The sequence below is a fragment of the Nocardia tengchongensis genome, from assembly GCF_054781395.1.
This window is the reverse complement of the sequence record NZ_BAAGUM010000004.1, coordinates 281270-303783: the sequence shown is the minus strand read 5'-3', so window position 1 is coordinate 303783 and position 22514 is coordinate 281270. Positions and strand designations below refer to the sequence as shown.

The following is a 22514-nucleotide window of genomic DNA, read 5'->3' as shown; positions in this document are numbered from 1 at the left end:
TGCCTCCTCGTCTGTGTGCCGCGCCGCGCGGGCGCCGGACCGGGGGCCGGGCCTGTGCGGTGCGACACACTCCAAGGTAAGTGCTAATCCAAGTTACACACAAGCCCCTAGCGGGTCGGGCGTGGCGAAATTTCTTCGCGGACAGGCACTTGTTCCGCCGAATCGGCCTGGTTCGGCGTCGCGGGACGCAGGGTGAAGGCCAGGACCGCGGCTCCGGCCAGCGCGAACAGCATCGTCCAGACAGAACCGACGTGCATGGCGTGGATGAAGGCGTGATCGGCGGCCCCGGCCAGGTCAGGGCGGTCGAGACTCGCGGCGACGTGGCGGGCTTGTTCGGCCGAGACCCGGGCGGGCTCGCGTGCGGCCTCCGGCAGCGTGGCCGTCGCGCCCTCGATGCCGGTGCGGTAGGTGATGGCCATGATGGTCCCGCCGACCGCGATCCCCAGGACGCTGCCCGTTTGCCGGACCGTATTGGTGACCGCTGATCCCGCGCCGGCGCGGTCGAGCGGCAGCGTGCTCATGAGTGCGCTGGTGACCGACCCGATCACCATGCCGATCGAGAAGCCCTGGACCGCCGACAGGACGATGTTCCACATGATCGGGGTGTGCAGGCCGAAGAACACCATGCTGCCCATGCACAGCGCGCCCACGGTGAGGGCGGTCGCGGTGACCGCGCGCAGTGACCACCGGCGCACCAGTCGCACGCCGAGCGGCCCGCCGATGATGACGCCGACCGCGGCGGGTGAGTTGATCAATCCGGCGGCCAGCGGCGAGAACCCGCGTGCGCCTTGGAGGTAGAACGCGCCGTAGAAGCCCGCCGCGGTCATGGCCAGGAACAGCAGGCCCAAAGCCGCGTTGCCGCCGCCGAAGACCCGCTCGGCGAGCAGTCGCGGGTCGAAACTCGGCTGTGCGGAGCGCAATTCGAAGACGACGAACACCGCGAGCAGCGCCAGCCCGGCGGCCGTGGGTCCCCACACCTTGATCGGAGTCCAGCTCGCGACCTGACCGGCCTGGATCAATCCGTAGGCGAGCGCGGCCAAGCCGCTGATCGACAACGCGAGTCCGGCAAGGTCCAGCGGCCGTGGCGTCGGGCTCCGGAAGTCGGGAACCAGCGCCGCGATCCCGATCAACGCGATCGCGACGACGGGCACGTTCACCAGAAACACCGAGCCCCACCAGAAGTGGTCGAGCAACACTCCGGCCAGCAACGGCCCGGCCGCCAGCCCGACGCCGGCGGAGGTCGAGAACAACCCGATCGCGGCGGCGCGGGCGGGCCCGGTGAAGGTCCAGGTGACCGTCGCCATGGTGGCGGGCATGATCATCGCGCTGCCCACGCCCATGACCGCGCGGGCGGCGATGAGGTGCCCCGGATTCCCGGCGTAGGCGGCCCAGATCGAGGCGGCCGCGAAGATGACGAGTCCGGTGGCGAGGACCCGCCGGTGCCCGTACCGGTCGCCCAGGGCTCCGGCGGTGAACATGAGGGCGGCGAAGACGAGGGTGTAGGACCCCGAAGCCCATTGCAGCTGTGCGGGATTCGCGCCGAGCCCGCGGATCGGGTCGGCGAGCGTCTCGAGTGCGGTGGCGAGGATGGTGTTGTCGAGCCAGATCAGCAGGGAGGACAGCAGGAGTACGGCGAGGATGAGCCGTTGCCGGGATTTCGGCGGCGTCGCGGGCGTGGTCATGGAAACCTTCGATAAGATTGGCAGGAACCTGACAATCGCCAGTGTGCGTTATTGTCAGGAACCTGTCAATCTCGCGGAAAGGTTGTCCCGGTGAGCTGTTCCGGATCACAGGGTGGATCCCTGACCTTCATGGTCCGCACGGTCTGGCTGAGCATGCGCTCGGCGATCGGCGAGGAACTCGAGGATTTCGGGCTCACGACCTCGCAATACGCGACCCTGATGATGACCCAGCGGCAGCCGGGCAAGTCGGTGAGCGACATCGCCCGCGACGTCGGCAGCACCCGGCAGGCCGCCAACGAAATGCTGGCCGGCCTCGAGAAGGCCGACCTGATCGAACGCCGCCCCCACCCCACCGACCGCCGCACGCACCAGATCTTCGTCACCGACGCGGGCCGGTCCCTCTACGAGCGTGCCCACGCCGCGGTCGAGCGTCGCGAGGCCGAACTGGAAGCCGCCTTCACCCCCGAGCAGCGCACCGCCGTCCGAGAGTGGTTGACCGGAATGACCGAAGCCTGCCGCTGACCACGTATCCGGCCCACCGCAAGCCGCTTGCCACCATGTGGGAAATCCGGCGGCCAAACGATCGCCGTGATTCGAACCCTTCGGCGAGCGCGCCGGGCCGCCTTACCGTTCCGGGCACCTACTCTTCCCGGAGGACCGTGCCGATGAGCGAACCATGGCAGATCAGTACCGATGTACTGGTGATCGGCGGCGGACCCGCCGCGTGCTGGGCGGCCGTGCACGCCCGGGAAGCGGGCGCGGAGGTGGTGCTGGTGGACAAGGGTTACTGCGGAACCAGTGGCGCCACAGCGCCTTCCGGCACCGGCGTCTGGTATGTCGCGCCCGAGGCCGCCGCCCGTTCGAAGGCCAAGGCCAGTCGTGAGGCCCTGGGTGGGCATCTGGCCGACCACTATTGGATGGATCGGGTCCTCGGCCAGACCTACACGAACATGAACCGTCTCGCGGTCGAGGGCCGCTACCCGTTCCCGGCGGATCCGGAAACCGGCGCGCCCCTGCGCACGGGCGTGCAAGGCCCCGAATACATGCGGCGCATGCGCGCGTGGGTGCAGCGGCTCGGCGTCCGGATCCTCGATCACGCTCCGGCGCTCGAACTTCTGGTCGACGCCGACGGTGTCGTGCGCGGCGCGGCCGGCTACCAGCGGCACGCCGATCAGGACTACCGCGTCGTGGCCGGTGCGGTGGTGCTGGCCACCGGCGGTTGTGCGTTCCTGTCCCGGGCATTGGGCACCAACGTTGACACCGGCGACGGCGCGTTGATGGCCGCCGAGGCCGGGGCTCGCTTCTCGGGCATGGAGTTCTCGAACGCCTACGGCATCGTTCCCAAGGGTTCGACCATCACCAAGACCGCCTACTACAGCTACGCCACCTTCTTCCACGCCGACGGCCGGGTGCTGGAGGGCGCGGGCTCGGCTGCGGGGCGGTCGGTGATCGCGCGAACCCTGTTGTCGGAACCCGTCTTCGCGCAGTTGGACCGTGCTGACGCCGGGGTGCAGGCGCGGATGCGGCTGGGTCAGCCCAACTTCTTCCTCCAGTTCGACCGGCGCGGGATCGACCCGTTCACCGACCGTTTCGAAGTGGACCTGCTCGCCGAGGGCACGGTGCGCGGCACCGGCGGCATCGATGTCGTCGACGATGACTGCGCGACAACGGTTCCCGGCCTGTACGCGGCGGGCGACGCCGCGACCCGGGAACGGATCTGCGGCGGGTTCACCGGCGGCGGCAGCCACAATGCCGCCTGGGCCATGTCCTCGGGCAGCTGGGCGGGTCGTGGCGCTGCGGCCTTCGCCCGAGGTTCCGGGCGCGTCGACCCGGCCGCGGTGCGCGGCGCGGGCCGGGTCGGATTACAGCCCGAGACAACCGAATCGGTATCTTCGGCCGAGGTCGTGGCGGCCGCGCAGCGCGAGCTGATCCCGTTCGAGAAGAACTATCTGCGTCACGGGGACCGTATCCGTCCTGCGCTGGCGGAACTCGACGACCTCTGGGAGCGAGCCGCGCGGGGGCTCGGTGGCACGACCGGGGCGGAGCGGGTTCAGGCCCGGCAGGCCGCCGCGATCACCGCGGTCGGCCGCCTGATGTACCGATCCACGTTGGCGCGCACGGAGACTCGCGGCATGAGCAAGCGCGCCGACCACCCGGATCTGGATCCGGCGCAGCACCATCACATACTGTCCGGCGGCTTGGACGAAGTGTGGACCTCCGAGGCTCGCGTGGCGGTGGCGTCATGATCGAGCTGGTCCGCGCCGACGACTGCATCGCCTGCGACAAATGCGTCGACGTCTGCCCGACCGACGTCTTCGACCGCACCGACGGCGGAATCCCGCTCATCGCAAGGCAATCCGACTGCCAGACCTGCTTCATGTGCGAGGCATACTGCCCGACGGACGCCCTCTACGTCGCTCCGGAATCGGTTCCACTAGCCGACGGCACCCCGCTCGCCGAGGCCCACATCGGCCGCTACCGTGAGCAGCTCGGCTGGGGCAAGGGCCGCACGCCCGGCAGCCTGCTCGCGATCGGCCCGGAACTCCCGCACGGCGCGTTGCCGCCCCGGCTGCTCCCGCCGGGCCGCATCGCGGGCTGAGAGCCCTCAGCGCAATGCCAGGGCCAGGAAGAAGTCGACGCGGTCCTCGAGGCGGGACAGGTCGCGGTTGGTGAGTTCCTCGATGCGCTGGATGCGGTAGCGCAGCGTGTTCACGTGCACGTGGAGGAGGTCGGCGCATTTGGTCCAGGATCCGGAGACTTCGAGGAAGGTTTCCAGGGTGTGGACCAGGTCGGCGCGATTGTCCTGGTCGTAGACGCGGAGGGGGTCCAGGAGCCGGACGCGGAACATGCGGCGGACCTCGTCGGGGACGCTGGCGAGCAGCAGCATGTGGGTGGCCAGTTCGTCGTGGCGGACGACGCTGGTGGGCTGCTGGCGTTCGGCGGCCATGCGGCGGGCGTAGCGGGCCTCCTCGACCGCGCCGCGCAGGCCTTCGCCGTCGACCGCGCCGCTGATGCCGACCGAGAGGCGGCTCAGTTGCAGGCCGGGTTCGAGGGCTTCGATGGCCCGGTGGATGCGGTCGTCGAGGGACTGTTCGTCGCCGAGTGCGACCAGCAGGATGACTTCCCCGTCGACGACGCCGATGGCGGGGCTTCTGCCGTAAAGGATTTCGCGCAGGACGGCGCGGAGTTCGCCGGGGCGCACGGCTCCGGAGTCGGCGGTCGCGGCGACCGCGAGGTAGCGGTCGGACAGTCTCAGTCCGGTCAGTTCCAGGCGGGAGACGATGTCGGCGGGTTTGGCCTCGGACAGGATGAGTTCGATCAGTTCCTGGGCGAGCCGCCCTTCGGCGCTGTGCCGGTCGTCGTGGCGGGCGCGTTCCAGGGACACCACGGCCGCGAGTTCGCCGATCAGCGCTCGCCGTTCCTCGGGCCAGTCCTTGAAGTCGCTCTCGAAGACCAGGAACCAGTCGGCGATGCGGGAGGTGGCGTCGGCGTCGACGGCGAACAGCGTGTACCGGATCTGATTGTGCGACAGCACGTGTGGCAGCCGCCGGGCGCTCAGGAACGCCGAGCGCACCTGGTCGGGCAGGTCGCGGCTGGGTCCGGCGACCACGCGCCCGAGCGCGGACACCACCCAGCAGCGGGTGCCGAGGGTGCGGTGGACCAGGTCGAGCACCGAGTCCAGGCCGCCGCCGGACACCAGTTGCCGGTGCCGGTCCAGGATCGCGCTCAGGTCGGCGGCCCGGCCGGAGGACAGTTTCCGGTTGATCGTCTCGGTGACGGTCGCGAAGGCGATCTGTTCCTCGACCCGGAACAGTGGAATTCGGTGTTTCTTACAAGCCGCGACCAGATCCTCGGGCGCTTCGCCGTAGAGGGCGTCGCCGGCGGCGAGGGCGGAGACGCGGGCGCGGGCGAGCGCGCTGACGAAGGTGTCGCTGTCCTCGGGGCTGTGCCGCCATTGCAGCCCGGTGAGCACGAATTCGCCGCCGGAGAGGTATCGGCCCGGGTCGAGCATGTCGGTGGTTACGACCCAGCGTACGAAGCGGTCCAGCTCGTCCTCTCCGGTGACGAGCCGCAAGCCCAGATCGTGCATGGTCAGCAGGGAACGTAACCGCATGATTCTCGAGGCTAACAGTGAGTGACGCCACGGTTACCGAACTTGGATGTAACTACGAACGCGCCCCTGTGAAGCAGGCCACAGGTTCGGAGGTCTCGTCCTATCGAGCATGACCGCCCGCCGGGTTTAGTGGTTGACACACCCCGAACACGGATGGAGGTCGGATGTCGAGTCGCCTGGAATGGCTCGGTTCGCTGCCCCTGGAAGAAGCCGAGACGCACCTGCTGACCTGCAACGCGTCACGGAACTGGGCGCGCAAGATGGTCGCGAACCGCCCCTACGCCGACGAGTCGAGTCTGATCGCCGCCGCGGTGGCCGGGGTCGCGGAGCTGAGTTGGTTCGATGTCGAGGAGGCGCTCTCGGCGCACCCGCGCATCGGCGAGCGCACCGCGGCCCGGCACCAGTCCGAGCGGGAAGCGCAGTGGTCGGCCGACGAGCAGTCCGGAGCCTCCGCGGCCGATGCCCGGGTGCTGGCCGAGCTGGCCGCCGGGAACCTCGCCTACGAGGAGCAGTTCGGCCACGTCTTCCTGATCCGGGCGGCGGACCGCAGCGCCGCCGAGATGCTCGCGGAGCTGCGGCACCGCCTGGGCAACTCGGTGGCCGAGGAACGCCTCGTGGTGCGCCGCGAGCTGGCCGACATCACCGGCCGCCGGGTCCGCAAGCTCCTGGCGGAGCAATGATCCACCCCCGCAACTGAGTCCCTACTCCTTCTCTACGTACCGGGGCAGCCACGGCTGTCGTACCTGCGTCGAACCGATATCTAGAGGAACGCAATGGATTTCCTACAACCGGGAAGCTGGGCCGAGGCGCTCCAGCTGAAAGCGGAACGGCCCGAGGCCGTTCCGATTCAGGGCGGCACGGATGTGATGGTCGAAATGAACTTCGACGTGCACCGTCCGGATGCCATCCTGGATCTGAACCCGTGCCGGGAGCTGTTCCAGGTGCAGGAGCAGGCCGACGGCCGTATCCGCCTGGGCTCCGGTGTCCCGTTCGTGAAGATCATCAACCGGTATCAGGATCGCCTGCCCGGCCTGGCGCAGGCCTCGCGCACCGTGGGTTCCCCGCAGATCCGCAACCGCGGCACCGTCGGCGGCAACCTGGGTGGCGCTTCCCCCGCTGGTGACGCGCACCCGGCGTTGCTGGCCACCAATGCCGTGGTCGAGGTCGAGTCGGCTGCCCGCGGCACCCGCATGATCGACATCGACGACTTCTACGTCTGGGTCAAGAAGAACTCCCTCGAGCCCGACGAACTGATCCGCGCGGTGTGGCTGCAGCCCGCTTCCGGCCCGCAGTACTTCTCGAAGGTCGGCACCCGCAACGCGATGGTGATCGCGGTCTGTTCGTTCTCCGTCGCGCTGCACGCGGATTCGCGGACCGCCGGTGCGGGCATCGGCTCGGCCGGTCCCACCCCGATCCGTCCGACCGAGGCGCAGGACTTCCTGGCCGCGAACCTGGACTGGGACAACGGCGGCGCGTTGAACGACGAGCTGGCCCATGAATTCGGCCGCCTGGTCGGTGCGGCCGCCAAGCCCATCGACGATGTGCGCGGCACCGCCGACTACCGCCGGCACGCGCTGTCGGTGATGGCCCGCCGGACCCTCGGCTGGGCGTGGAACGACTACACCGCGGAGAGGAGGGCGGCCTGATGCGTATCGACTTCACCGTCAACGGATCCCAGGAAACCGCCGACGACGTCTGGGAAGGCGAGAGCCTGCTGTACCTGCTGCGTGAGCGGGTCGGCCTCCCCGGCGCGAAGAACGCGTGCGAGCAGGGCGAATGTGGTTCCTGCACCGTCTATCTGGACGGCACCCCGGTGTGCTCGTGCCTGGTGGCCGCCGGTCAGGTGCAGGGCCGTTCGGTCCGCACCGTCGAGGGCCTCGCCGACGGCGACAAGCTGGACCCGATGCAGCAGGCGTTCGTCGAGGCGGGCGCGGTGCAGTGTGGTTTCTGCACCCCGGGTCTGATCGTGCAGGCGCACGACCTGATCGAGCGGGTACCGAACCCCTCGGATGTCGAGATCCGTGAGGCGCTGGCCGGAAACCTTTGCCGCTGTACGGGTTACGAGAAGATTCTGGATGCCGTGCGGATGGCGGCCGAGCGGAAGGCGGCGGCGAAATGAGCAAGCTCGTCATCGAGAACGCCTATATCGCACCGGTTGTCGGTGCCGAAATCCCGAATGGCTATCTGATCGTCGGCGACGACGGCCGGATCGAAGCTCTCGGCGCGGGACCCGCGCCGATGGTGGTGGGTGCTGAACGCCTCTCCGGCACCGGCTGCCTGGTGACCCCGGGCCTGGTGAATACCCACCACCACCTCTACCAGTGGGCCACCCAGGGCCTGTTCCAGGACGCCACCCTGTTCGAGTGGCTGACCGGGCTGTACCGCCTGTGGGCCACCATGGACGCCGAGATCGTCTACGGCGCGGCCTCGGCCGGCCTGGGCTGGCTCGCGCTGACCGGCACCACCACCTCCACCGATCACCATTACGTGTTCCCCAAGGGCCGTGGCGATCTGTTCGACGCCGAGGTGCGTGCCGCCCGTGAACTGGGCATCCGCTTCCACCCGTGCCGCGGTTCCATGGACCGTGGCCAGTCCCACGGCGGTCTGCCGCCGGACGAGGTGGTGGAGAACCGCGAGGAGATCCTCCTCAACACCGAGGAGATCATCAACAAGTACCACGACGCGTCGTTCGACTCGATGCTGCGCGTGGCCGTCGCCCCCTGCTCGCCGTTCTCGGTGTCTGAGGGCCTGATGGTGGAATCCGCGGCTCTGGCCCGGCAGCACGGCGTCCGTCTGCACACCCACCTCGCCGAGACCCTCGACGAGGAAGAACACTGCATCGAGCAGATGGGTTGCACCCCGGTCGAATACATGGAGAAGCTGGGCTGGCTCGGCGACGACGTGTGGTTCGCGCACGCGGTGCACCTGCACGACAAGGACATCGCCGCGTTCTCCAAGACCGGCACCGGTTCGGCGCACTGCCCGACCTCCAATGCCCGCCTCGGCGCGGGTATCGCGCGAGTGATGGACCTGCTCGCCGCCGGTGCCCCGGTCGGCCTGGGCGTGGACGGCGCGGCCTCCTCCGAGCTCACCTCCATGGCGGGGGAGATGCGGCAGGCCATGCTGTTCCAGCGCGCCGTGCACGGCCCCCGCGCCATGACCGCGCGCCAGGCCCTCGAGGTCGGCACCCTGGGTGGCGCCCGGAACCTGGGCCGCCAGCACGAGATCGGTTCGCTCGAGGTCGGCAAGCTCGCCGATATCGCGGTCTGGAAGGTGGACGGCTTCCGCGCCGCCATCGAGGACCCGGTGTGCTCGCTGGTGTTCGGCCCGCAGCCGCCGCTGGCGCGCCTGCTCGTGGGCGGCAACACCGTCGTGGAGAACGACGAGCTCAAGACCATGCCGCACGATCAGGTCGGGCAGAACGGCGTCGCCGCGCGGCAGCGAATCATGAAGCAGGAGAACCGATGACCATCGCACGCACCACTCGGTTCCCTGCGGACGTCGCGATCCCGGGCAACGGCGGCATCGGTGAGAGCCCGCTGCGCCCCGACGGCACCCTCAAGGTGAAGGGCGAGTTCGCCTACTCCTCGGACCTGTGGATCGACGGCATGCTGTGGGGCGCGACCCTGCGCAGCCCGCACGCCCGCGCCAAGCTGATCGGCATCGACACCAGCAAGGCGTTGGCCATGCCCGGCGTGCACGCCGTGCTGACCCACGAGGACGTGCCCGGCCGCAAGGTCTACGGCCTCGACCACACCTGGGATCAGCCGGTGCTGGCCTTCGGCGAGGTGCGCCACCACGGCGAGGCCATCGCCCTGGTCGCCGCCGATCACCCGGAGATCGCCCGCCGCGCCGTGGCCGCCATCGAGGTGGAATACGAAGTGCTGGACCCGATCACCGACCCGATGGCGGTGATCGCGGACCCGGTCGGACTGGCCGTGCAGGAGCGCGGCGGCATCGCCCGCTACCAGCCGGTGCGCGCCGGCGACATCGAGATCGGCAAGACCCTGGCCACCGTCGTGGTGAGCGAGGAGTTCGAGGTCGGCATGCAGGACCAGGCCTTCCTGGGCCCGGAGTCCGGCATGGTCATCCCCAACGAGGACGGCTCCCTCGACTTCTACGTCGCGACCCAGTGGCTGCATTGGGATCTCACCCAGATCGGCCCCTGCCTGGGGCTGGCCGAGGACCGGATCCGGATGACCATGTCCGGTGTGGGCGGCGCGTTCGGTGGCCGCGAGGACCTGTCCATGCAGATCCACGCCGGCATGCTGGCCATGCGCACCGGCAAGCCGGTGAAGATGATGTACAACCGCCAGGAGTCGTTCTTCGGGCATGTGCACCGCCACCCGGCCCGCATGCGCTACGAGTACGGCGCGACCGCGACCGGAAAGCTCACCTACGCCAAGGTTCTCATCGTCCTCGACGGCGGCGCGTACACCTCGGCCACCCAGAACGTGATCGGCAACGCCGCCTCGCTGGCGCTGGGCCCCTACGAGGTCCCGCACCTGGAGATCGACGCCTACGGCGTCTACACCAACAACCCGGTGTGCGGCGCGATGCGCGGATTCGGCGTCGTGCAGGCGTGTTTCGCCCACGAGTCGATGATGGACAAGCTCGCCGAGGCCCTGGACATGGACCCGGTCACGGTCCGCCAGGTCAACGTGGTGTCGCAGGGTTCCAAGCTGGCCACCGGTCAGATCGTGCACGCGCCGACTCCGTTGGTGGAGATGCTCGACAGCCTGCGCGACATGGAAATGCCGGAGTCGATCGATACTTCGGATATCCGCAACCTGCCCGGCGGTGCGTCGCAGACCACCCACGGTGAGGGCGTGTACCGCGGTGTCGGCTACGGCGTCGGCATCAAGAACATCTGCTTCTCCGAGGGTTTCGACGACTACTCGACCGCCCGGGTCCGCCTGGAAGTGATCGGCGGCGAGCCGGTCGCGCTGGTGCACACCGCCGGCGCCGAGGTCGGTCAGGGTCTGATCACCCTCGAGGCGCAGATCGCGCGCACCGAGCTCACCGTCGATCGGGTGGTCAGCCATCCGTCGGACAACAATGTCGGCAGCTCCGGCTCGTCGTCGGCCTCGCGTCAGTCGTACATGACCGGCGGCGCGGTGATGACGGCCTGCCGGGCGGTGGCCGAGGAGCTGTTCGTGCTGGCGCGCAAGAAGTTCGACGTGGTCGGCTTCATGCACCTGGAGGGCGGCAAGGTCGTCAAGAACAACGGTGAAGTGGTCGCGGCGATCGCGGACGTGCTCGGCGAGGACGTCATCGATCTGACCCGCGAATACCACCACCAGCCGACCACCGGCATGGACAAGGTCACCGGTCAGGGCTCCAGCCACACCCAGCTCGCGGTCTGCGTGCACCGGGCCGTGGTGGACGTCGACACCGAACTAGGACTTGTGAAAGTCGTTGCCCTGGACGCTGTTCAGGACGTCGGCAAGATCATGAACAGGCTTTCGCTGGAAGGCCAGATCCACGGCGGCTCCATTCAGGGCCTGGGTCTGGCGGTTATGGAGGAAATTCAGGTCACCAACGGCAAGGTGCGGAACCCGTCCTTCACGGACTATCTGATTCCCACCATTCTCGATACACCCCCGCAGAAGCTGGAGATCCTGGAGAACCCGGACCCGCACGCCCCCTACGGGTTGCGCGGCGCGGGTGAACCGCCCACTCTCTCCTCCACACCGGCGATCGCCGCAGCGATTCGCGATGCCTGCCGCAAGCGGGGTGGCACCGGAAACATCAACCGCGTGCCCGTGCGTCCGGAAGACATCATCCGGAACAGTTGACTAACAGGGGCAGACCGCGCCTCACCAGAGGGTGGCGCGCGGTAGGGACCCCACAACACCGAATCCGCGGCCCGGGGATACCCCAGCACCCCCGGGCCGTTGGTCGGCTACGCCCATAGGAGGGCAGCCATGACCCAGACTCAATCACCGATCACCACCCCGGAAACCGGGGGGTCCGCGCTCGAGAAGTTCTTCAGGCTATCGGAGCGCAAGACCACCATAACCCGCGAAATCCGTGGCGGCATCACCACATTCGTCGCTATGGCGTATGTCATATTGCTGGTCCCGCTAATTCTCGGCGGCGTCGCGGACGCGCACGGGGACAAGTTGAGCATCGCTCAGCTGACCACCACGACCGCTTTCTCCGCCGGTCTGACCACCGTCCTGATGGGCCTGGTCGGCAATGTGCCCCTCGCATTGGCCGCCGGTCTCGGACTGGTCCCCGTCGTCGCCTATCAGGCCGCGCCGCACATGACCTGGCCCCAGGCCATGGGTCTGGTGGTGCTGATGGGCATCGTCATCGTCATCCTGGCCGCGACCGGCCTGCGGACGATGATCATCAACGCCATTCCGCTGGCCATGAAGAACGCCATCGGCGTCGGCATCGGCATGTTCATCGCCATGATCGGGCTGGTGTCCTCCGGCGTCGTCGGTCACGGCGCACCGGGCGGCCCACCGGTCACGCTCGGCGTGGACGGGCATCTGGCCGGCTGGCCCACGGTGATCTTCGCGATCGGCCTGTTGCTGATGCTCGCGCTGTTCATCCGCAAGGTGCCCGGCGCGATCCTGATCAGCATCGCCCTCTCGACGCTGCTGGCCATCGCGGTCAACGCCATGGCCCGGATCGACCCGAAGGCGTGGGGGACCGTGGTCCCCGAGAAGCCGAAATCGCTGTTCGCCAGCCCGGATTTCGGGCTGATCGGCCACATCGACCTGTTCGGCGGCTTCGCCACCGCGGGTGCGGTGACCGCCACCGTGGTGCTGTTCACGCTGGTGCTGACGGGCTTCTTCGACGCCATGGGAACCGTTTTCGGCGTCTGCGACGAAGCCGGTCTGACCGACGAGAAGGGTGAGGTGCCCGACATGGGCAAGATCCTCACCACCGACGGTGTGGCCCAGATCGTCGGCGGTCTGTCCGGCGGCGCGGGATCCACGGTGTACGTCGAGTCCGCGACGGGTGTCGGTGAGGGCGCCCGTACCGGTCTGGCCAGCGTGATCACCGGCGGATTGTTCTGTGCCGCCATCTTCTTCACCCCGATCGCGGCCGTGGTGCCGATTCAGGCCGCCGCTCCCGCCCTGGTGCTGGTCGGCGCGCTGATGATGACGCAGGCCCGCAAGATCGACTGGAACGATCTCGAGGTCGCGGTGCCGGCCTTCATCACGATTGTGCTCATGCCGTTCACCTACTCGATCACCAACGGTGTCGGCGCGGGCCTGATCGCTTACACCGTGATCAAGCTCGCTCGCGGGAAGTACCGCGAAATCCATTGGCTGGTGGCCGTGGTCAGCGTCGTGTTCGTCGCTTACTTCGGTATCAACGGCATCGAATTGGCCCTGGGAGGCTAGTCATGCGCGACATCGCGGCACAACTCTTGGAATGGCATGCGGCGGGCAAGGATTACGCCGTGGCCTCCATCATCGGGATCGGCGGCTCAGCGCCCCGGCCGGTCGGCGCGGCCCTGGCCGTGGATGCCGACGGCACCGTCATCGGAAGCATTTCCGGCGGCTGTGTCGAGGGTGCGGTCTACGAGTTGTGCCGCGAGTCGCTGGCTACCGGATCCACCATCCGGGAGACCTTCGGCTACAGCGATACCGACGCCTTCGCGGTCGGATTGACCTGTGGCGGAACGATTCAGGTGTTCGTCCAGTCGGTGACCGAATCCAACCGTGACGCGGTGGAGCAGGTCCTGCGAGCTGAGGGGGAGGCCGTGGCCATGGTCCGCGACCTCGACAGCGGCGCCGTGATGGCGCTGGGCACCTGGTGGAGTTCCGGCCACGAGTTCGACGAACGCGTGGTGGCCGAGGCCCAGGCCATGCTCGACGCCGGCGCGACCGCGGTGCGAACCATCGGCTGCGGCGACGACGAAGTGTCCGTTTTCGTGGAATCGCATGTGCCGCCGCCGCGGATGATCGTCTTCGGGGCGATCGACTTCGCGGCCGCGGTGGCCCGGATCGGCAAGTTCCTCGGCTACCACGTCACCGTGTGTGACGCGCGGGAGGTCTTCGCGACTCCCGCGCGCTTCCCCGACGCCGACGAGGTGGTCGTGGAATGGCCGAACAAGTATTTGGCGCGGACCCGGGTGGATGCCCGGACCGTGGTCTGTGTACTCACTCACGACGCCAAGTTCGATGTGCCGCTACTGGAGGTGGCGCTTCGCCTGCCGGTGGCGTTCGTGGGTGCGATGGGATCCCGGCGCACGCATGAGGACCGTCTCCAGCGGCTTCGTGCGGTCGGGATGACGAATGCCGAACTGGCGCGGCTGAAGTCGCCCATCGGACTGGATCTCGGCGGGCGTACCCCGGAGGAGACGGCCGTCTCCATCGCCGCCGAGATCGTGGCGGTCCGCCGTGGGGGTACCGGAGTGCCTCTCGGCTCCCACGGCGGACCGATCCATCGCGACGCGGTCGCGGTGCCGGAGGTGACCGTGCCGGATTCCCCGGACGGCCTGCGGATCTCCGTCTGACCCTGCCCCGACCGACTGCTGAGGAGCCCACGGCTATGCCTTTGATCTTCCTGAACGGGGGTGCCATGCGCGGCGAACCCCTGAACTACCTGCTCGATGGCGCGCCCTGCGCCGGGGAGGTCACCACCGCGGCGCAGTACCGGTTCTATTCGGTCGGCGACCGCTTCCCCGCCCTGCACCCCGTCGCCTACGGCGGCGCGCCCATCACCGGCGAGCTGTTCGACGTGCCCATGGAGGTGCTGCGCAATCGGCTGCTCCCGGCCGAGCCGCCGGAGCTGGAACTCGGTGTGATTGCCTTGGACGACAACCGCTCGGTGCTGTCCATGTTGTTGCGGCGACCGGTCATTTCCGACCCGCAGCTGATCGACATCACCGATTACGGCAGCTGGCACACCTACAGGGAGGAATCGACCCGATGAAGTACACCGCCGACGGTGACCTGCGGAAATTCGACGTGCACTGCTCGATCCTGTTCACCGACCTGCCGCTGCTGCAACGTCCGGCGGCGGCGAAGGCGGCGGGATTCGAGGCCGTGGAATTCTGGTGGCCCTTCGGCGAGAACCCGGTGCCCGGTGACAAGGAGGTCGACGAGTTCGTCACCGCGGTCTCCGACGCCGGGGTGCAACTGATCGGGCTGAACTTCATCGACCTGGTGCCCGCCGCCCGCGGGCTGGTGTCGGTGCCCGGCCGCGAGGCCGAGTTCCGCAACAATATCGACGTCACCGCGGGGATCGCCGAACGGCTGGGCTGCCGGTCGTTGAATGCCCTGTACGGCAACCGGATCGCCGGGGTCGACCCGCGGGTCCAGGACGAGCTGGCGCTGGAGAACCTGCGGCTGGCGGCGCGGGCCGCCGCGCGGATCGACGCGCAGGTGGTCCTGGAAGCGCTCAATTCGACCGAGTCGCCGGACTACCCGATCGTCTCGGCCGCGCACGCGGTGCGGGTGATCGAGGAGGTCGGCGAGCCCAACCTCCGATTCCTGTGCGACCTCTACCATCTCGCCCGCATGGGGGAGGACCTGTTCGACGTGATCGCCACCTACGCCGATCGGATCGGCCACGTGCAGATCGCCGACGCGCCCGCGCGCAGCCGCCCCGGCACCGGCACCCTCGACTTCGAGGCCCTCTTCGCCGCCCTCGACACCGCCGGATACGACGGCTGGATCGGGCTGGAATACCTGGATCCCGACAATGATTGGAGTTGGATCGCGTGAGCAGCGCGCCGGCCGGGCCGATGACGTGGACATCGCACGGACACTGCGGATCCGCGCTACCCGACGGATGGGTGGTGGAGCGGTTCACCGTGCAGCTGTCGGTGCTGGACCCGCGATCCGACTCTCCTTCACGAAATAGGAAGTGAGAGAACATATGTCAGATTTCACCGCCCTGCCCGACCTGGCCGTGCGCAGCAACCGCGCCGCCGTCGTCGCCGCGAGCGACGAATCCTTCGAGGAGCGCGAAAACCTCATCCACCCTTGGGAACCCAAGTTCTCCCCGGAGACCTTCGGCACCAAGGGGCAGGAATACGACGGCTGGGAAACCCGCCGGCGCCGTAACGAACCCGGCAACGACTGGGCCATCATCCGCCTGGGCATGCCCGGCCGCATCCGCGGCGTCGTCATCGACACCGCCTGGTTCAAGGGCAACTACCCGCCCTTCGCCTCGGTGCAGGCCTGCCGGGTGAGCGGTTATCCCACGGTGGCCGAACTGGATTCGGCGGAGTGGGTGGAGGTCGTGGAGAAGAGTCCGCTCACCGGTGACGCCAAGCACGAGTTCCCGGTCGATTCCGACGGCGTCTTCACCCACGTGCGCCTGACCATGTTCCCCGACGGCGGCATCGCCCGCATCCGCGTCCACGGCGACGTGGTCCCCGACCCGGCGCTGCTGATCGGCCTCACCGTCGACCTGGCCGCTCTGGAGAACGGCGCCCGAACCCTGGGCTGCTCCAACATGTTCTATTCGGCCCCCGACAACATGCTGGCCCCCGGCCTGGCCCGCAACCAGTCCGAAGGCTGGGAAACCGGCCGCCGCCGCGACGACGGCAACGACTGGGCCGTGCTCGCCCTGGCCGCCCAGGGCGTCCCCGAGCTGATCGAGATCGACACCACCAACCTGGTGTTCAACGCCCCGGCCGAAGTCCGGCTGCGCGCCATCGACCTCCCCGACGGCGCGCCCGTCCCGCCCGCCGACGACCCCGCCTGGTTCGACCTGCTCCCCACCACCGCGGTCCAGCCCGACACCCCGCACCGCATCCGCCTCGGCGCCGAATCCCGCCGTCCCGCAACGCACGCGCGCGTAGACATCTACCCTGACGGCGGCATCGCCCGCCTGCGCATCCTCGGATCCCTCACCGCCGCAGGCGAAAACACCCTGAATACCCGCTGGTCCTGACCACCCGCCCGAGCCGGGGGCCGCTGACCGATGAGGGGTCGGCGGCTCCCGGCTCGACAGACGTCCATCTCAGCTCCCCCGAGGCGGACGCATCGGGCGCTTGCCGATCCGCACCAGATAGGTCTTGGCCTGTAACTTGGCCGGGCACACGGTGATCGGACACTCCGCATGTTCCCGTAGAGCCTGATTCGCCGCATCTTCACTCATCACCGCTAGGGCGGTGTGGCCGGTCGCTGGAAGCCCGAACATTGTTGGAACCTCCCGTCATTCGGGTGCTGGTCAAGGTCCAGCACACCACGGGCGATTCGATGGAACAGGGGATTCGGACGTTTCGGATGTATCTGGTTCAAACGGCCTGGACGTGTTCCGATTCCGGCGTAATCTTCGGTCCGCAGTGGAGTGTGCTTCGTTCCGAAATACCGGGGGATGCGAGTGCCGCTATGACCAACGACGACCAACCGACAACGCTGCCCCGTAGGCAACTCGGTCGCTTCCTTCGCGAGGCGCGTGAAGGCCGAGGATTCTCGATGGAGAGGGCTGCGCAGCTCGTGGAGCTCAGCAAGACCGCGTTGCACCGGATCGAGACCGGCGGTGTCAAGAAGCTCCGCATTCGAGATGTGCAGGCATTGTGCGATCTCTACGACGTCGGCAACGCCGATACGGATCGCACCGTGGAGCTGGCCAAACAAGCCCAGGCATCGTCCTGGTACACCACCTTCGGTGGGCTCTACGGAGATTCGACCTTCACGATGTATGTCGGTCTCGCGGCGTCGGCCCGCGAAATAGCCGCCTACAACGAGATCGTCATCGGTCTCACACAGACACCGGACTACGCGCGAGCGTTGATCGGCGGGTTCTATCGGGACAGCAGCGCGGAGGAAATCGAACGCCGGGTCGAGCTGCGTATGAAAAGACAATCGATCCTGACGCGGGGGACCGATCCGGTGAAACTCGAGGTGCTGCTTCACGAGTCGGCACTACACCGCGTCGTGGGCGGCCCGCGTGTGATGGCGACACAGTTTCGGCACCTGGCGGAGCTGAGCAAACTGTCGAACGTGTCGGTTCGACTGCATCCCTATTCGGCAGGTTGTGCTTGGGGTCTTTTCCACGGCGCGTTCGTGATATTGGACTTCGGTACGGACGGCAGGCGTCGCCCGATCGCGCCACCGCTGGTGTATCTCGAAGGCTCCGGCAAACCCGATCTCTACATGGAAGATGCCGACGATGTGCGGCGCTATCATGAAATCGCCGCTGCCATAAGACGTTCGACACTCGACGAGACCCGGACCCGCGATATCCTCAGGCGCGCAGCAAGGAGCTATGCACAGTGAGCACCGCCCCCGAACCATCGCCGGTTCGCTGGTTCAAGAGCAGCTACAGCAGCGGCCAAACCGAGTGCGTCGAAGTGGCGTTCCTCCTCGGCGGTGAGGTCGCCGTCCGCGACTCCAAGAACCCTGCCGGCCCGGTCCTCGCGTTCAGCGCCGCCGAGTGGACCACCTTCATCGCTGCCCTGCGCGTCGACAGGTGGGACTGCTAGCCGACTTCCGGTTACGGCCAGCACCAGTCCAGGGTGGCGGATCCGGGTGTCGGGATGTGCAGGCAGATGTTGATCGAAATGTAGGGCGCGTCCACATTGGTCAGTACGGGTTGGTCGACGGTCGATGCCACGGGTTGGTCTGCGGATGCCGAGGGTGCGGCGAGGGCGACGAGTGGGACGGCGATCGCTGTGACGACTGCCGAACGGGCGATTCCCTTGAGCATCTGACCGACTCCTCGAGTTAGCGGGTTCCGAGAAAACCAGTGGAAGCTGGTTAGAAACAGGCTGTGAGAAGCAACGTTAACATCGAGAGAGTGATAGCTGAAAAGTTTCTGGCCCTCTGGTCGGTGTGGACACTCGCGGGTGTCAGGCCGGCTGCGGGCTGGGGGTGGTGTCGCTAGACGCCGTAGCCGCCGTCGACATCGAGCTTCTGTCCGCTGATGAAATCGGCGCGGTCCGAGGCGAGGAAGCAGACCGCTTCGGCGATGTCCTGCGCATCGCCGAACCGGCGCAGCGGAATGTTGTTCTTGGTGACCTCCAGGGCCTGGCTGTCCAGATCGCCTGACTTGATCAGCCGGTCGGCCATGCCATCGGTCGTCATCCCGGGGCCCACGCTGTTGGCGCGAACGCCGAATCTGCCTTCCTCGGCGGCGATTCCGCGCACCAGCGCTTCGACGGCGCCCTTGGGTGCGATGGACAAGCCGTCCCTGACCGGGAACCGCGCGGTTCCGGCGGTCGTGATCGCGACGATGCTGCCCTTGCTCTCCCGCAGGTGCGGCAGGACGGCGTGCACGGCGTTGAAGAATCCGGAGACGTCGTCGAGTATCTGACCGCGGAAGTCGGCCGGCGCGACCTTGCTCAGATGCCGCATCGGCACATGCGGTCCCGCGGCATAGACGAGGGTGTGGAGGCCGCCGAATTTTGCGGCTGCCTGGGCGACGACCTTACCGGTTTGGTCGGCGTCGGAGAGATCGAGCTGCCAGGTCCGGGCCCGGCGGCCGGTCTCCGCGGCGGCGGTGAGGAGTCCGTCGAGGGAACTCGGCGATCGGAAGTAGGTCAGCGCGACGTCACTGCCACGTTCGAGGAGCATCCGCGCGCACGCCCCGCCCAGTCCACCGCTCGCGCCCAGTACCAGTGCCGCACCTGCTCGGTGGCCGAAGTCGCTCACGGTTCCTCCTCGATTGCCTTTACCAGTTCATAGCGAACGGATCGGAACCAAGCAAGTGCTTGATTGTTTAGTGGGACGAAGAATGCTGTAGCAGCCGCGGCGGGAGGACTACCGCGGCAGCCAGCTTGCGGCGCACCCGCCAAGGAAGTGCGGCGAACAGGGCGGACATGGCCGCGGCGGTGCCGCGCAGATCATCGCGGCCCGACAGGTAGGCGGACTGCGCGGCGATCGGCAACTGGAAGAAGGTGTCGAAGAACAGCGGCAACTCGGTGGGCGGGAGGGCCAGCAGGGCGCGTAATCCGGACTGGCGCAACAGGTGTACGGCACGGGCCGACGCGGGCCACGCCGACTCGCCGGCTATGACCGTGTCCGCCAGGCGCAGGGAGGTCGCCACGCTGTAACCGGTGGCGGGGTGGGTGAAGCCACCCGCCGCGCCGAATGCCGTGGCGTGGCGGGTGCCGCCGTGCACTGGGAAACGGACTCGTTCGGTGGGTTCGGCGCCGGTGAGAACGATTCCGCGGGAACGCAGTCGGTGGGTGAGGCGCTCGTGCAGGGTGCGTTGGTCGAGTGCGGGGAGACCGGCCAGACAGGTCTCCTCCAGAAGCATGCGGTCCTCGCCGAGGGGGACGGCGTACAGAAATGAGGGGAGCGCGGCGGGGTCGGCGCCGTTGTCGTCGCGCCAGTCCATGAACAGGATGTCCGGGTCGGGGTAGTGGGCGCGGTCGACGATCACGCCGTAGGCCGTCTGCTCGGCCAGGGTGGGGGAGCGCGGGATGCCGCGAGCGTCGATCACCCGGCCGGCGGGCAGCGTTCGCCCGGAGGCCAGGCGGACCGAGGGGAGGTCCAGGCCGTCGTATCGGGTGCGGGCCGCGGCGTCGATGGCGGTCACGCTGTCCTGGATCAGTCGCGCGCCGGAGATATCGAGTGAATCCTGCAGTGCCGCAGTGTCGAAGACCAGGTAGGGCCGGTCCAGTTCGATGCGATGGCTGGTCCACGCGACGGGGCGTTCCACCCGGGCGGCGATAGCTTCGGGCGCGACCCAGCCGGGCAGTTCGTCCACCCAGGCCGCGTAGGTGGCGGTCCAGCGGCGGTCCGGGTGTGGGTCGACGACGGTGACCGCCAATCCGTGCGCGAGCGCGCGGTGGGCGAGGGCCCGGCCCGCGGGGCCCGCGCCGCAGATGAGCAGATCGTCGGTCACCACGTGATTGGATCATGTGCGGACGCCCGCATACGCTTCGGGAACCAATGCCGGGCCGGGGAGGGCTCGGGCAGGCCGCGAAAGGTGATCAGATGACGTATCCACCCGCCGGATCCGGGGGCGATCCCACTGTCCACAGGCAGCAACAGCCACCGCAGGAGCCGGACGCGGCCTGGTGGGACCAGCCCTCCCAGTCCACCGGCGGCCAGCACCAGGTGCAGCAGCCGGGCTGGCAGGGGCAGCAGCCGGTCGACCCGCAGGGTTGGCAGCCGACGCAGACGAATTGGATTGGGCAGCAGGGGTATCCGCAGGCCGGTCAGCCGCAGGGCGGCGGGTACGCGCAGCCGCCCGGGTTCGCGCAGAGCGTGAGCTACGGGCAGCAGCCGGGAGTCGCGCAGCCGCCGGGGTTCCCGCCGGCCCCCGGATTTCCGCAGCAGCCGGGTTATCCGCCGCAGCAGCCGAAGTCGAAGACCGGGCTGATCATCGGTGTGGTGCTGGGCGCGGTGGTGCTGCTGGCGGTCGGGATCGGTGCGATCGTGCTGGTGTCCAACAGCGGCGATTCCACGGTGGCCGACGCCACCTCGACGACCAACAGCCCGACGCTGGTCCCCGCCACCTCGGCTCCCACCCGCACCGCGCCGACCACCTCCAAGTCCGCGCCCGGCGGAAAGGCCTTCAGCTACACCGAGTACGGCCAGGACTGGCACTTCAAACTGGGTGACGTCGCGTTGCAGGCCACCTACGTGACGGGCAAGGACTTCGACTCCTGCGCCCCGATCGAGGACGCCGGCAAGCTGACCGCCCTGGGCTGCCAGCGGGCCTCCTCGATGGCGTGGAAGGCCGAGAACGGCGAACTCATGCTGACTCAGCTGGTGCTGACCATGGCCGATGCGGACAAGGCGGCCGCCGCGGACGGCAAGTTCGACGACAAGGACGTGATCCTGCCCGACGGCAGCTACATCGCCGACTTCGAAACCGGCAAGTGGCGCGACGGCAACCAGGGCAAGTTCCTGGTCATCACCGTCGCCACCACCACCGCGTCCGTCGACGACGCCACCAGCAGCAAGTACCTGAAGTACCGCAATAGCGACACCATCGGCGCTCTCGCCTTCCGCTGAGCCCATGACACGACCGTGCCCGGCACCGAATCTCGGTGCCGGGCACGTGTTTTCAGTCCTCAGATGCCGCCGGTCGCGAGCAGGCCGCCGTCGACCCGCACGGTCGTCCCCGTGATCCACGACGACTCGCTCGAAGCGAGGAATCCGATCAGCGAGGCCACATCCTCCGGCGACCCCAGCCGCTTCATCGGGTACACACCCGCGGCCGCCTCCTCATCCGCCGAATAGAGCGCATCCGCGAACTTCGTCTTGATCACGCCCGGCGCCACCGCGTTCACCCGAATCTTCGGCCCCAACTGCCACGCCAGCTCCTCGGTGAGCCGAATCAACGCGGCCTTGGACGCCCCATACGCCGCGATGACCCCGGTCGAGCGCAGCCCGGCCACGCTGGCCACGTTCACCACCGCACCCCCGTGCTCACCCATCCACGCCTTGTACGCCTCCTGCACATACCCCAGCGCCGCAACGACATTCACATCGAAGATCTTCCGCACGGCCTCGAGATCGGCCTCCATCAGCGATCCGTACACCGGATTGATCCCGGTGTTGTTGATCAGCACATCGAGCGACCCGAACTGCGCCACCGCCGTAGCGACCTGCGCGGCCCGAGCCGCCGCATCCCCGGAGTTCCCCGCGACCGCGACCACCTTGCCCGCATGCCCCAACCCCCGCAGCCGCTCCGCCGCCTCCTCGAGCGGCTCCGGCTTCCGGGCGGAAATCACCACATTGGCCCCCCGTGCCAACAGCTCCGCCGCCACCGCGAACCCGATTCCCCGGCTCGCCCCGGTGACCAGTGCACTCTTGCCCGACAAGTTCTCACTCATG

General features: G+C 68.2%; 22 protein-coding genes. 16 read left to right on the top strand and 6 right to left on the bottom strand.

Going from position 1 to position 22514, the window contains the following annotated elements; translation table 11 throughout:
- Positions 1-107 precede the first annotated feature (107 nt).
- Positions 108-1682: an MFS transporter gene (locus ACYVKL_RS06550; RefSeq protein ID WP_379169143.1), complete on the bottom strand. Its 1575-nt coding sequence runs from the start codon at positions 1680-1682 to the stop codon at positions 108-110.
- A gap of 90 nt (positions 1683-1772) precedes the next feature.
- Between ACYVKL_RS06550 and ACYVKL_RS06545 the strand changes: the two genes are divergently transcribed.
- The 3 genes from ACYVKL_RS06545 to ACYVKL_RS06535 all read left to right on the top strand — a co-directional run bounded on the left by ACYVKL_RS06545 (position 1773) and on the right by ACYVKL_RS06535 (position 4281).
- The gene (locus tag ACYVKL_RS06545; RefSeq protein WP_357199348.1) at positions 1773-2204 is read left to right on the top strand and encodes a MarR family winged helix-turn-helix transcriptional regulator; all 432 of its coding nucleotides are present in this window, start codon (positions 1773-1775) and stop codon (positions 2202-2204) included.
- Between the two features lie 143 nt (positions 2205-2347).
- Positions 2348-3928: an FAD-binding protein gene (locus ACYVKL_RS06540; protein WP_379169141.1), complete on the top strand. Its 1581-nt coding sequence runs from the start codon at positions 2348-2350 to the stop codon at positions 3926-3928.
- Positions 3925-4281, top strand: a complete 357-nt coding sequence (locus tag ACYVKL_RS06535) for a 4Fe-4S dicluster domain-containing protein (RefSeq protein WP_379169139.1) — start codon at positions 3925-3927, stop codon at positions 4279-4281. The genes ACYVKL_RS06540 and ACYVKL_RS06535 overlap by 4 nt, the downstream gene beginning before the upstream one ends.
- A 6-nt stretch (positions 4282-4287) precedes the next feature.
- On the opposite strand, the gene ACYVKL_RS06530 is transcribed toward ACYVKL_RS06535, so the two are convergent.
- Positions 4288-5796 carry a PucR family transcriptional regulator gene (locus tag ACYVKL_RS06530; protein WP_379169137.1) on the bottom strand — a complete coding sequence of 503 codons (1509 nt, stop codon included), beginning with the start codon at positions 5794-5796 and terminating at the stop codon, positions 4288-4290.
- Between the two features lie 164 nt (positions 5797-5960).
- Between ACYVKL_RS06530 and uraD the strand changes: the two genes are divergently transcribed.
- From uraD to ACYVKL_RS06470, 12 genes are all read left to right on the top strand, one after another.
- A complete protein-coding gene (gene uraD / locus ACYVKL_RS06525; RefSeq protein WP_379169135.1) occupies positions 5961-6476 on the top strand; it encodes a 2-oxo-4-hydroxy-4-carboxy-5-ureidoimidazoline decarboxylase in 516 nt (171 codons plus the stop codon).
- A gap of 93 nt (positions 6477-6569) precedes the next feature.
- On the top strand, positions 6570-7442 hold the full coding sequence (locus ACYVKL_RS06520) for an FAD binding domain-containing protein (RefSeq protein WP_379169133.1): 873 nt from the start codon (positions 6570-6572) through the stop codon (positions 7440-7442).
- Positions 7442-7915 (top strand): (2Fe-2S)-binding protein, encoded by a 474-nt coding sequence (locus tag ACYVKL_RS06515; protein WP_357199366.1) that lies wholly within the window; start codon positions 7442-7444, stop codon positions 7913-7915. Before ACYVKL_RS06520 ends, ACYVKL_RS06515 begins: the two co-directional genes overlap by 1 nt.
- Positions 7912-9264, top strand: a complete 1353-nt coding sequence (locus ACYVKL_RS06510) for an 8-oxoguanine deaminase (RefSeq protein WP_379169131.1) — start codon at positions 7912-7914, stop codon at positions 9262-9264. The genes ACYVKL_RS06515 and ACYVKL_RS06510 overlap by 4 nt, the downstream gene beginning before the upstream one ends.
- Positions 9261-11594 carry a xanthine dehydrogenase family protein molybdopterin-binding subunit gene (locus ACYVKL_RS06505; protein ID WP_379169129.1) on the top strand — a complete coding sequence of 778 codons (2334 nt, stop codon included), beginning with the start codon at positions 9261-9263 and terminating at the stop codon, positions 11592-11594. The genes ACYVKL_RS06510 and ACYVKL_RS06505 overlap by 4 nt, the downstream gene beginning before the upstream one ends.
- 129 nt (positions 11595-11723) lie before the next feature.
- Entirely contained in the window at positions 11724-13160 is a 1437-nt protein-coding gene (locus tag ACYVKL_RS06500) for an NCS2 family permease (RefSeq protein ID WP_379169127.1), read from the top strand.
- Between the two features lie 2 nt (positions 13161-13162).
- Positions 13163-14278, top strand: coding sequence for an XdhC family protein (locus ACYVKL_RS06495; RefSeq protein ID WP_379169125.1), 1116 nt, complete (start codon positions 13163-13165; stop codon positions 14276-14278).
- A 35-nt stretch (positions 14279-14313) separates the two neighbouring features.
- A complete protein-coding gene (locus ACYVKL_RS06490) occupies positions 14314-14697 on the top strand; it encodes an allophanate hydrolase-related protein (RefSeq protein WP_379169123.1) in 384 nt (127 codons plus the stop codon).
- Complete coding sequence (locus ACYVKL_RS06485; protein ID WP_379169121.1) at positions 14694-15491, top strand: hydroxypyruvate isomerase family protein; 798 nt, start codon at positions 14694-14696, stop codon at positions 15489-15491. Before ACYVKL_RS06490 ends, ACYVKL_RS06485 begins: the two co-directional genes overlap by 4 nt.
- A 154-nt stretch (positions 15492-15645) precedes the next feature.
- Positions 15646-16668: an allantoicase gene (alc, locus tag ACYVKL_RS06480; RefSeq protein WP_379169119.1), complete on the top strand. Its 1023-nt coding sequence runs from the start codon at positions 15646-15648 to the stop codon at positions 16666-16668.
- Between the two features lie 440 nt (positions 16669-17108).
- Positions 17109-17999 carry a helix-turn-helix domain-containing protein gene (locus ACYVKL_RS06475; RefSeq protein WP_379169117.1) on the top strand — a complete coding sequence of 297 codons (891 nt, stop codon included), beginning with the start codon at positions 17109-17111 and terminating at the stop codon, positions 17997-17999.
- The gene (locus ACYVKL_RS06470; RefSeq protein ID WP_379169115.1) at positions 17996-18205 is read left to right on the top strand and encodes a DUF397 domain-containing protein; all 210 of its coding nucleotides are present in this window, start codon (positions 17996-17998) and stop codon (positions 18203-18205) included. The genes ACYVKL_RS06475 and ACYVKL_RS06470 overlap by 4 nt, the downstream gene beginning before the upstream one ends.
- 11 nt (positions 18206-18216) lie before the next feature.
- On the opposite strand, the gene ACYVKL_RS06465 is transcribed toward ACYVKL_RS06470, so the two are convergent.
- From ACYVKL_RS06465 to ACYVKL_RS06455, 3 genes are all read right to left on the bottom strand, one after another.
- On the bottom strand, positions 18217-18429 hold the full coding sequence (locus tag ACYVKL_RS06465; RefSeq protein ID WP_357199395.1) for a hypothetical protein: 213 nt from the start codon (positions 18427-18429) through the stop codon (positions 18217-18219).
- Positions 18430-18602: 173 nt separating this feature from the next.
- Positions 18603-19373, bottom strand: coding sequence for an SDR family NAD(P)-dependent oxidoreductase (locus tag ACYVKL_RS06460; protein ID WP_379169113.1), 771 nt, complete (start codon positions 19371-19373; stop codon positions 18603-18605).
- 67 nt (positions 19374-19440) lie between these two features.
- Entirely contained in the window at positions 19441-20574 is a 1134-nt protein-coding gene (locus ACYVKL_RS06455; protein ID WP_379169112.1) for a lycopene cyclase family protein, read from the bottom strand.
- Between the two features lie 89 nt (positions 20575-20663).
- Here ACYVKL_RS06455 and ACYVKL_RS06450 point away from each other — a divergent pair, with 89 nt between their 5' ends.
- Positions 20664-21689 (top strand): hypothetical protein, encoded by a 1026-nt coding sequence (locus tag ACYVKL_RS06450; RefSeq protein ID WP_379169110.1) that lies wholly within the window; start codon positions 20664-20666, stop codon positions 21687-21689.
- A gap of 59 nt (positions 21690-21748) precedes the next feature.
- Here ACYVKL_RS06450 and ACYVKL_RS06445 read toward each other — a convergent pair whose 3' ends face one another.
- Positions 21749-22513: an SDR family oxidoreductase gene (locus ACYVKL_RS06445; protein ID WP_379169108.1), complete on the bottom strand. Its 765-nt coding sequence runs from the start codon at positions 22511-22513 to the stop codon at positions 21749-21751.
- Position 22514: the final 1 nt, after the last annotated feature.

Excerpts from the sequence above, each read along its gene's own strand:
- ACYVKL_RS06550 (WP_379169143.1), bottom strand. The coding sequence starts at position 1,682 with ATGACCACGCCCGCGACGCCGCCGAAATCCCGGCAACGGCTCATCCTC.
- ACYVKL_RS06540 (WP_379169141.1), top strand. The coding sequence starts at position 2,348 with ATGAGCGAACCATGGCAGATCAGTACCGATGTACTGGTGATCGGCGGC.
- ACYVKL_RS06535 (WP_379169139.1), top strand. The coding sequence starts at position 3,925 with ATGATCGAGCTGGTCCGCGCCGACGACTGCATCGCCTGCGACAAATGC.
- ACYVKL_RS06530 (WP_379169137.1), bottom strand. The coding sequence starts at position 5,796 with ATGCGGTTACGTTCCCTGCTGACCATGCACGATCTGGGCTTGCGGCTC.
- uraD (WP_379169135.1), top strand. The coding sequence starts at position 5,961 with ATGTCGAGTCGCCTGGAATGGCTCGGTTCGCTGCCCCTGGAAGAAGCC.
- ACYVKL_RS06520 (WP_379169133.1), top strand. The coding sequence starts at position 6,570 with ATGGATTTCCTACAACCGGGAAGCTGGGCCGAGGCGCTCCAGCTGAAA.
- ACYVKL_RS06515 (WP_357199366.1), top strand. The coding sequence starts at position 7,442 with ATGCGTATCGACTTCACCGTCAACGGATCCCAGGAAACCGCCGACGAC.
- ACYVKL_RS06510 (WP_379169131.1), top strand. The coding sequence starts at position 7,912 with ATGAGCAAGCTCGTCATCGAGAACGCCTATATCGCACCGGTTGTCGGT.
- ACYVKL_RS06505 (WP_379169129.1), top strand. The coding sequence starts at position 9,261 with ATGACCATCGCACGCACCACTCGGTTCCCTGCGGACGTCGCGATCCCG.
- ACYVKL_RS06500 (WP_379169127.1), top strand. The coding sequence starts at position 11,724 with ATGACCCAGACTCAATCACCGATCACCACCCCGGAAACCGGGGGGTCC.
- ACYVKL_RS06495 (WP_379169125.1), top strand. The coding sequence starts at position 13,163 with ATGCGCGACATCGCGGCACAACTCTTGGAATGGCATGCGGCGGGCAAG.
- ACYVKL_RS06490 (WP_379169123.1), top strand. The coding sequence starts at position 14,314 with ATGCCTTTGATCTTCCTGAACGGGGGTGCCATGCGCGGCGAACCCCTG.
- ACYVKL_RS06485 (WP_379169121.1), top strand. The coding sequence starts at position 14,694 with ATGAAGTACACCGCCGACGGTGACCTGCGGAAATTCGACGTGCACTGC.
- alc (WP_379169119.1), top strand. The coding sequence starts at position 15,646 with ATGTCAGATTTCACCGCCCTGCCCGACCTGGCCGTGCGCAGCAACCGC.
- ACYVKL_RS06475 (WP_379169117.1), top strand. The coding sequence starts at position 17,109 with ATGACCAACGACGACCAACCGACAACGCTGCCCCGTAGGCAACTCGGT.
- ACYVKL_RS06465 (WP_357199395.1), bottom strand. The coding sequence starts at position 18,429 with ATGCTCAAGGGAATCGCCCGTTCGGCAGTCGTCACAGCGATCGCCGTC.
- ACYVKL_RS06450 (WP_379169110.1), top strand. The coding sequence starts at position 20,664 with ATGACGTATCCACCCGCCGGATCCGGGGGCGATCCCACTGTCCACAGG.
- ACYVKL_RS06445 (WP_379169108.1), bottom strand. The coding sequence starts at position 22,513 with ATGAGTGAGAACTTGTCGGGCAAGAGTGCACTGGTCACCGGGGCGAGC.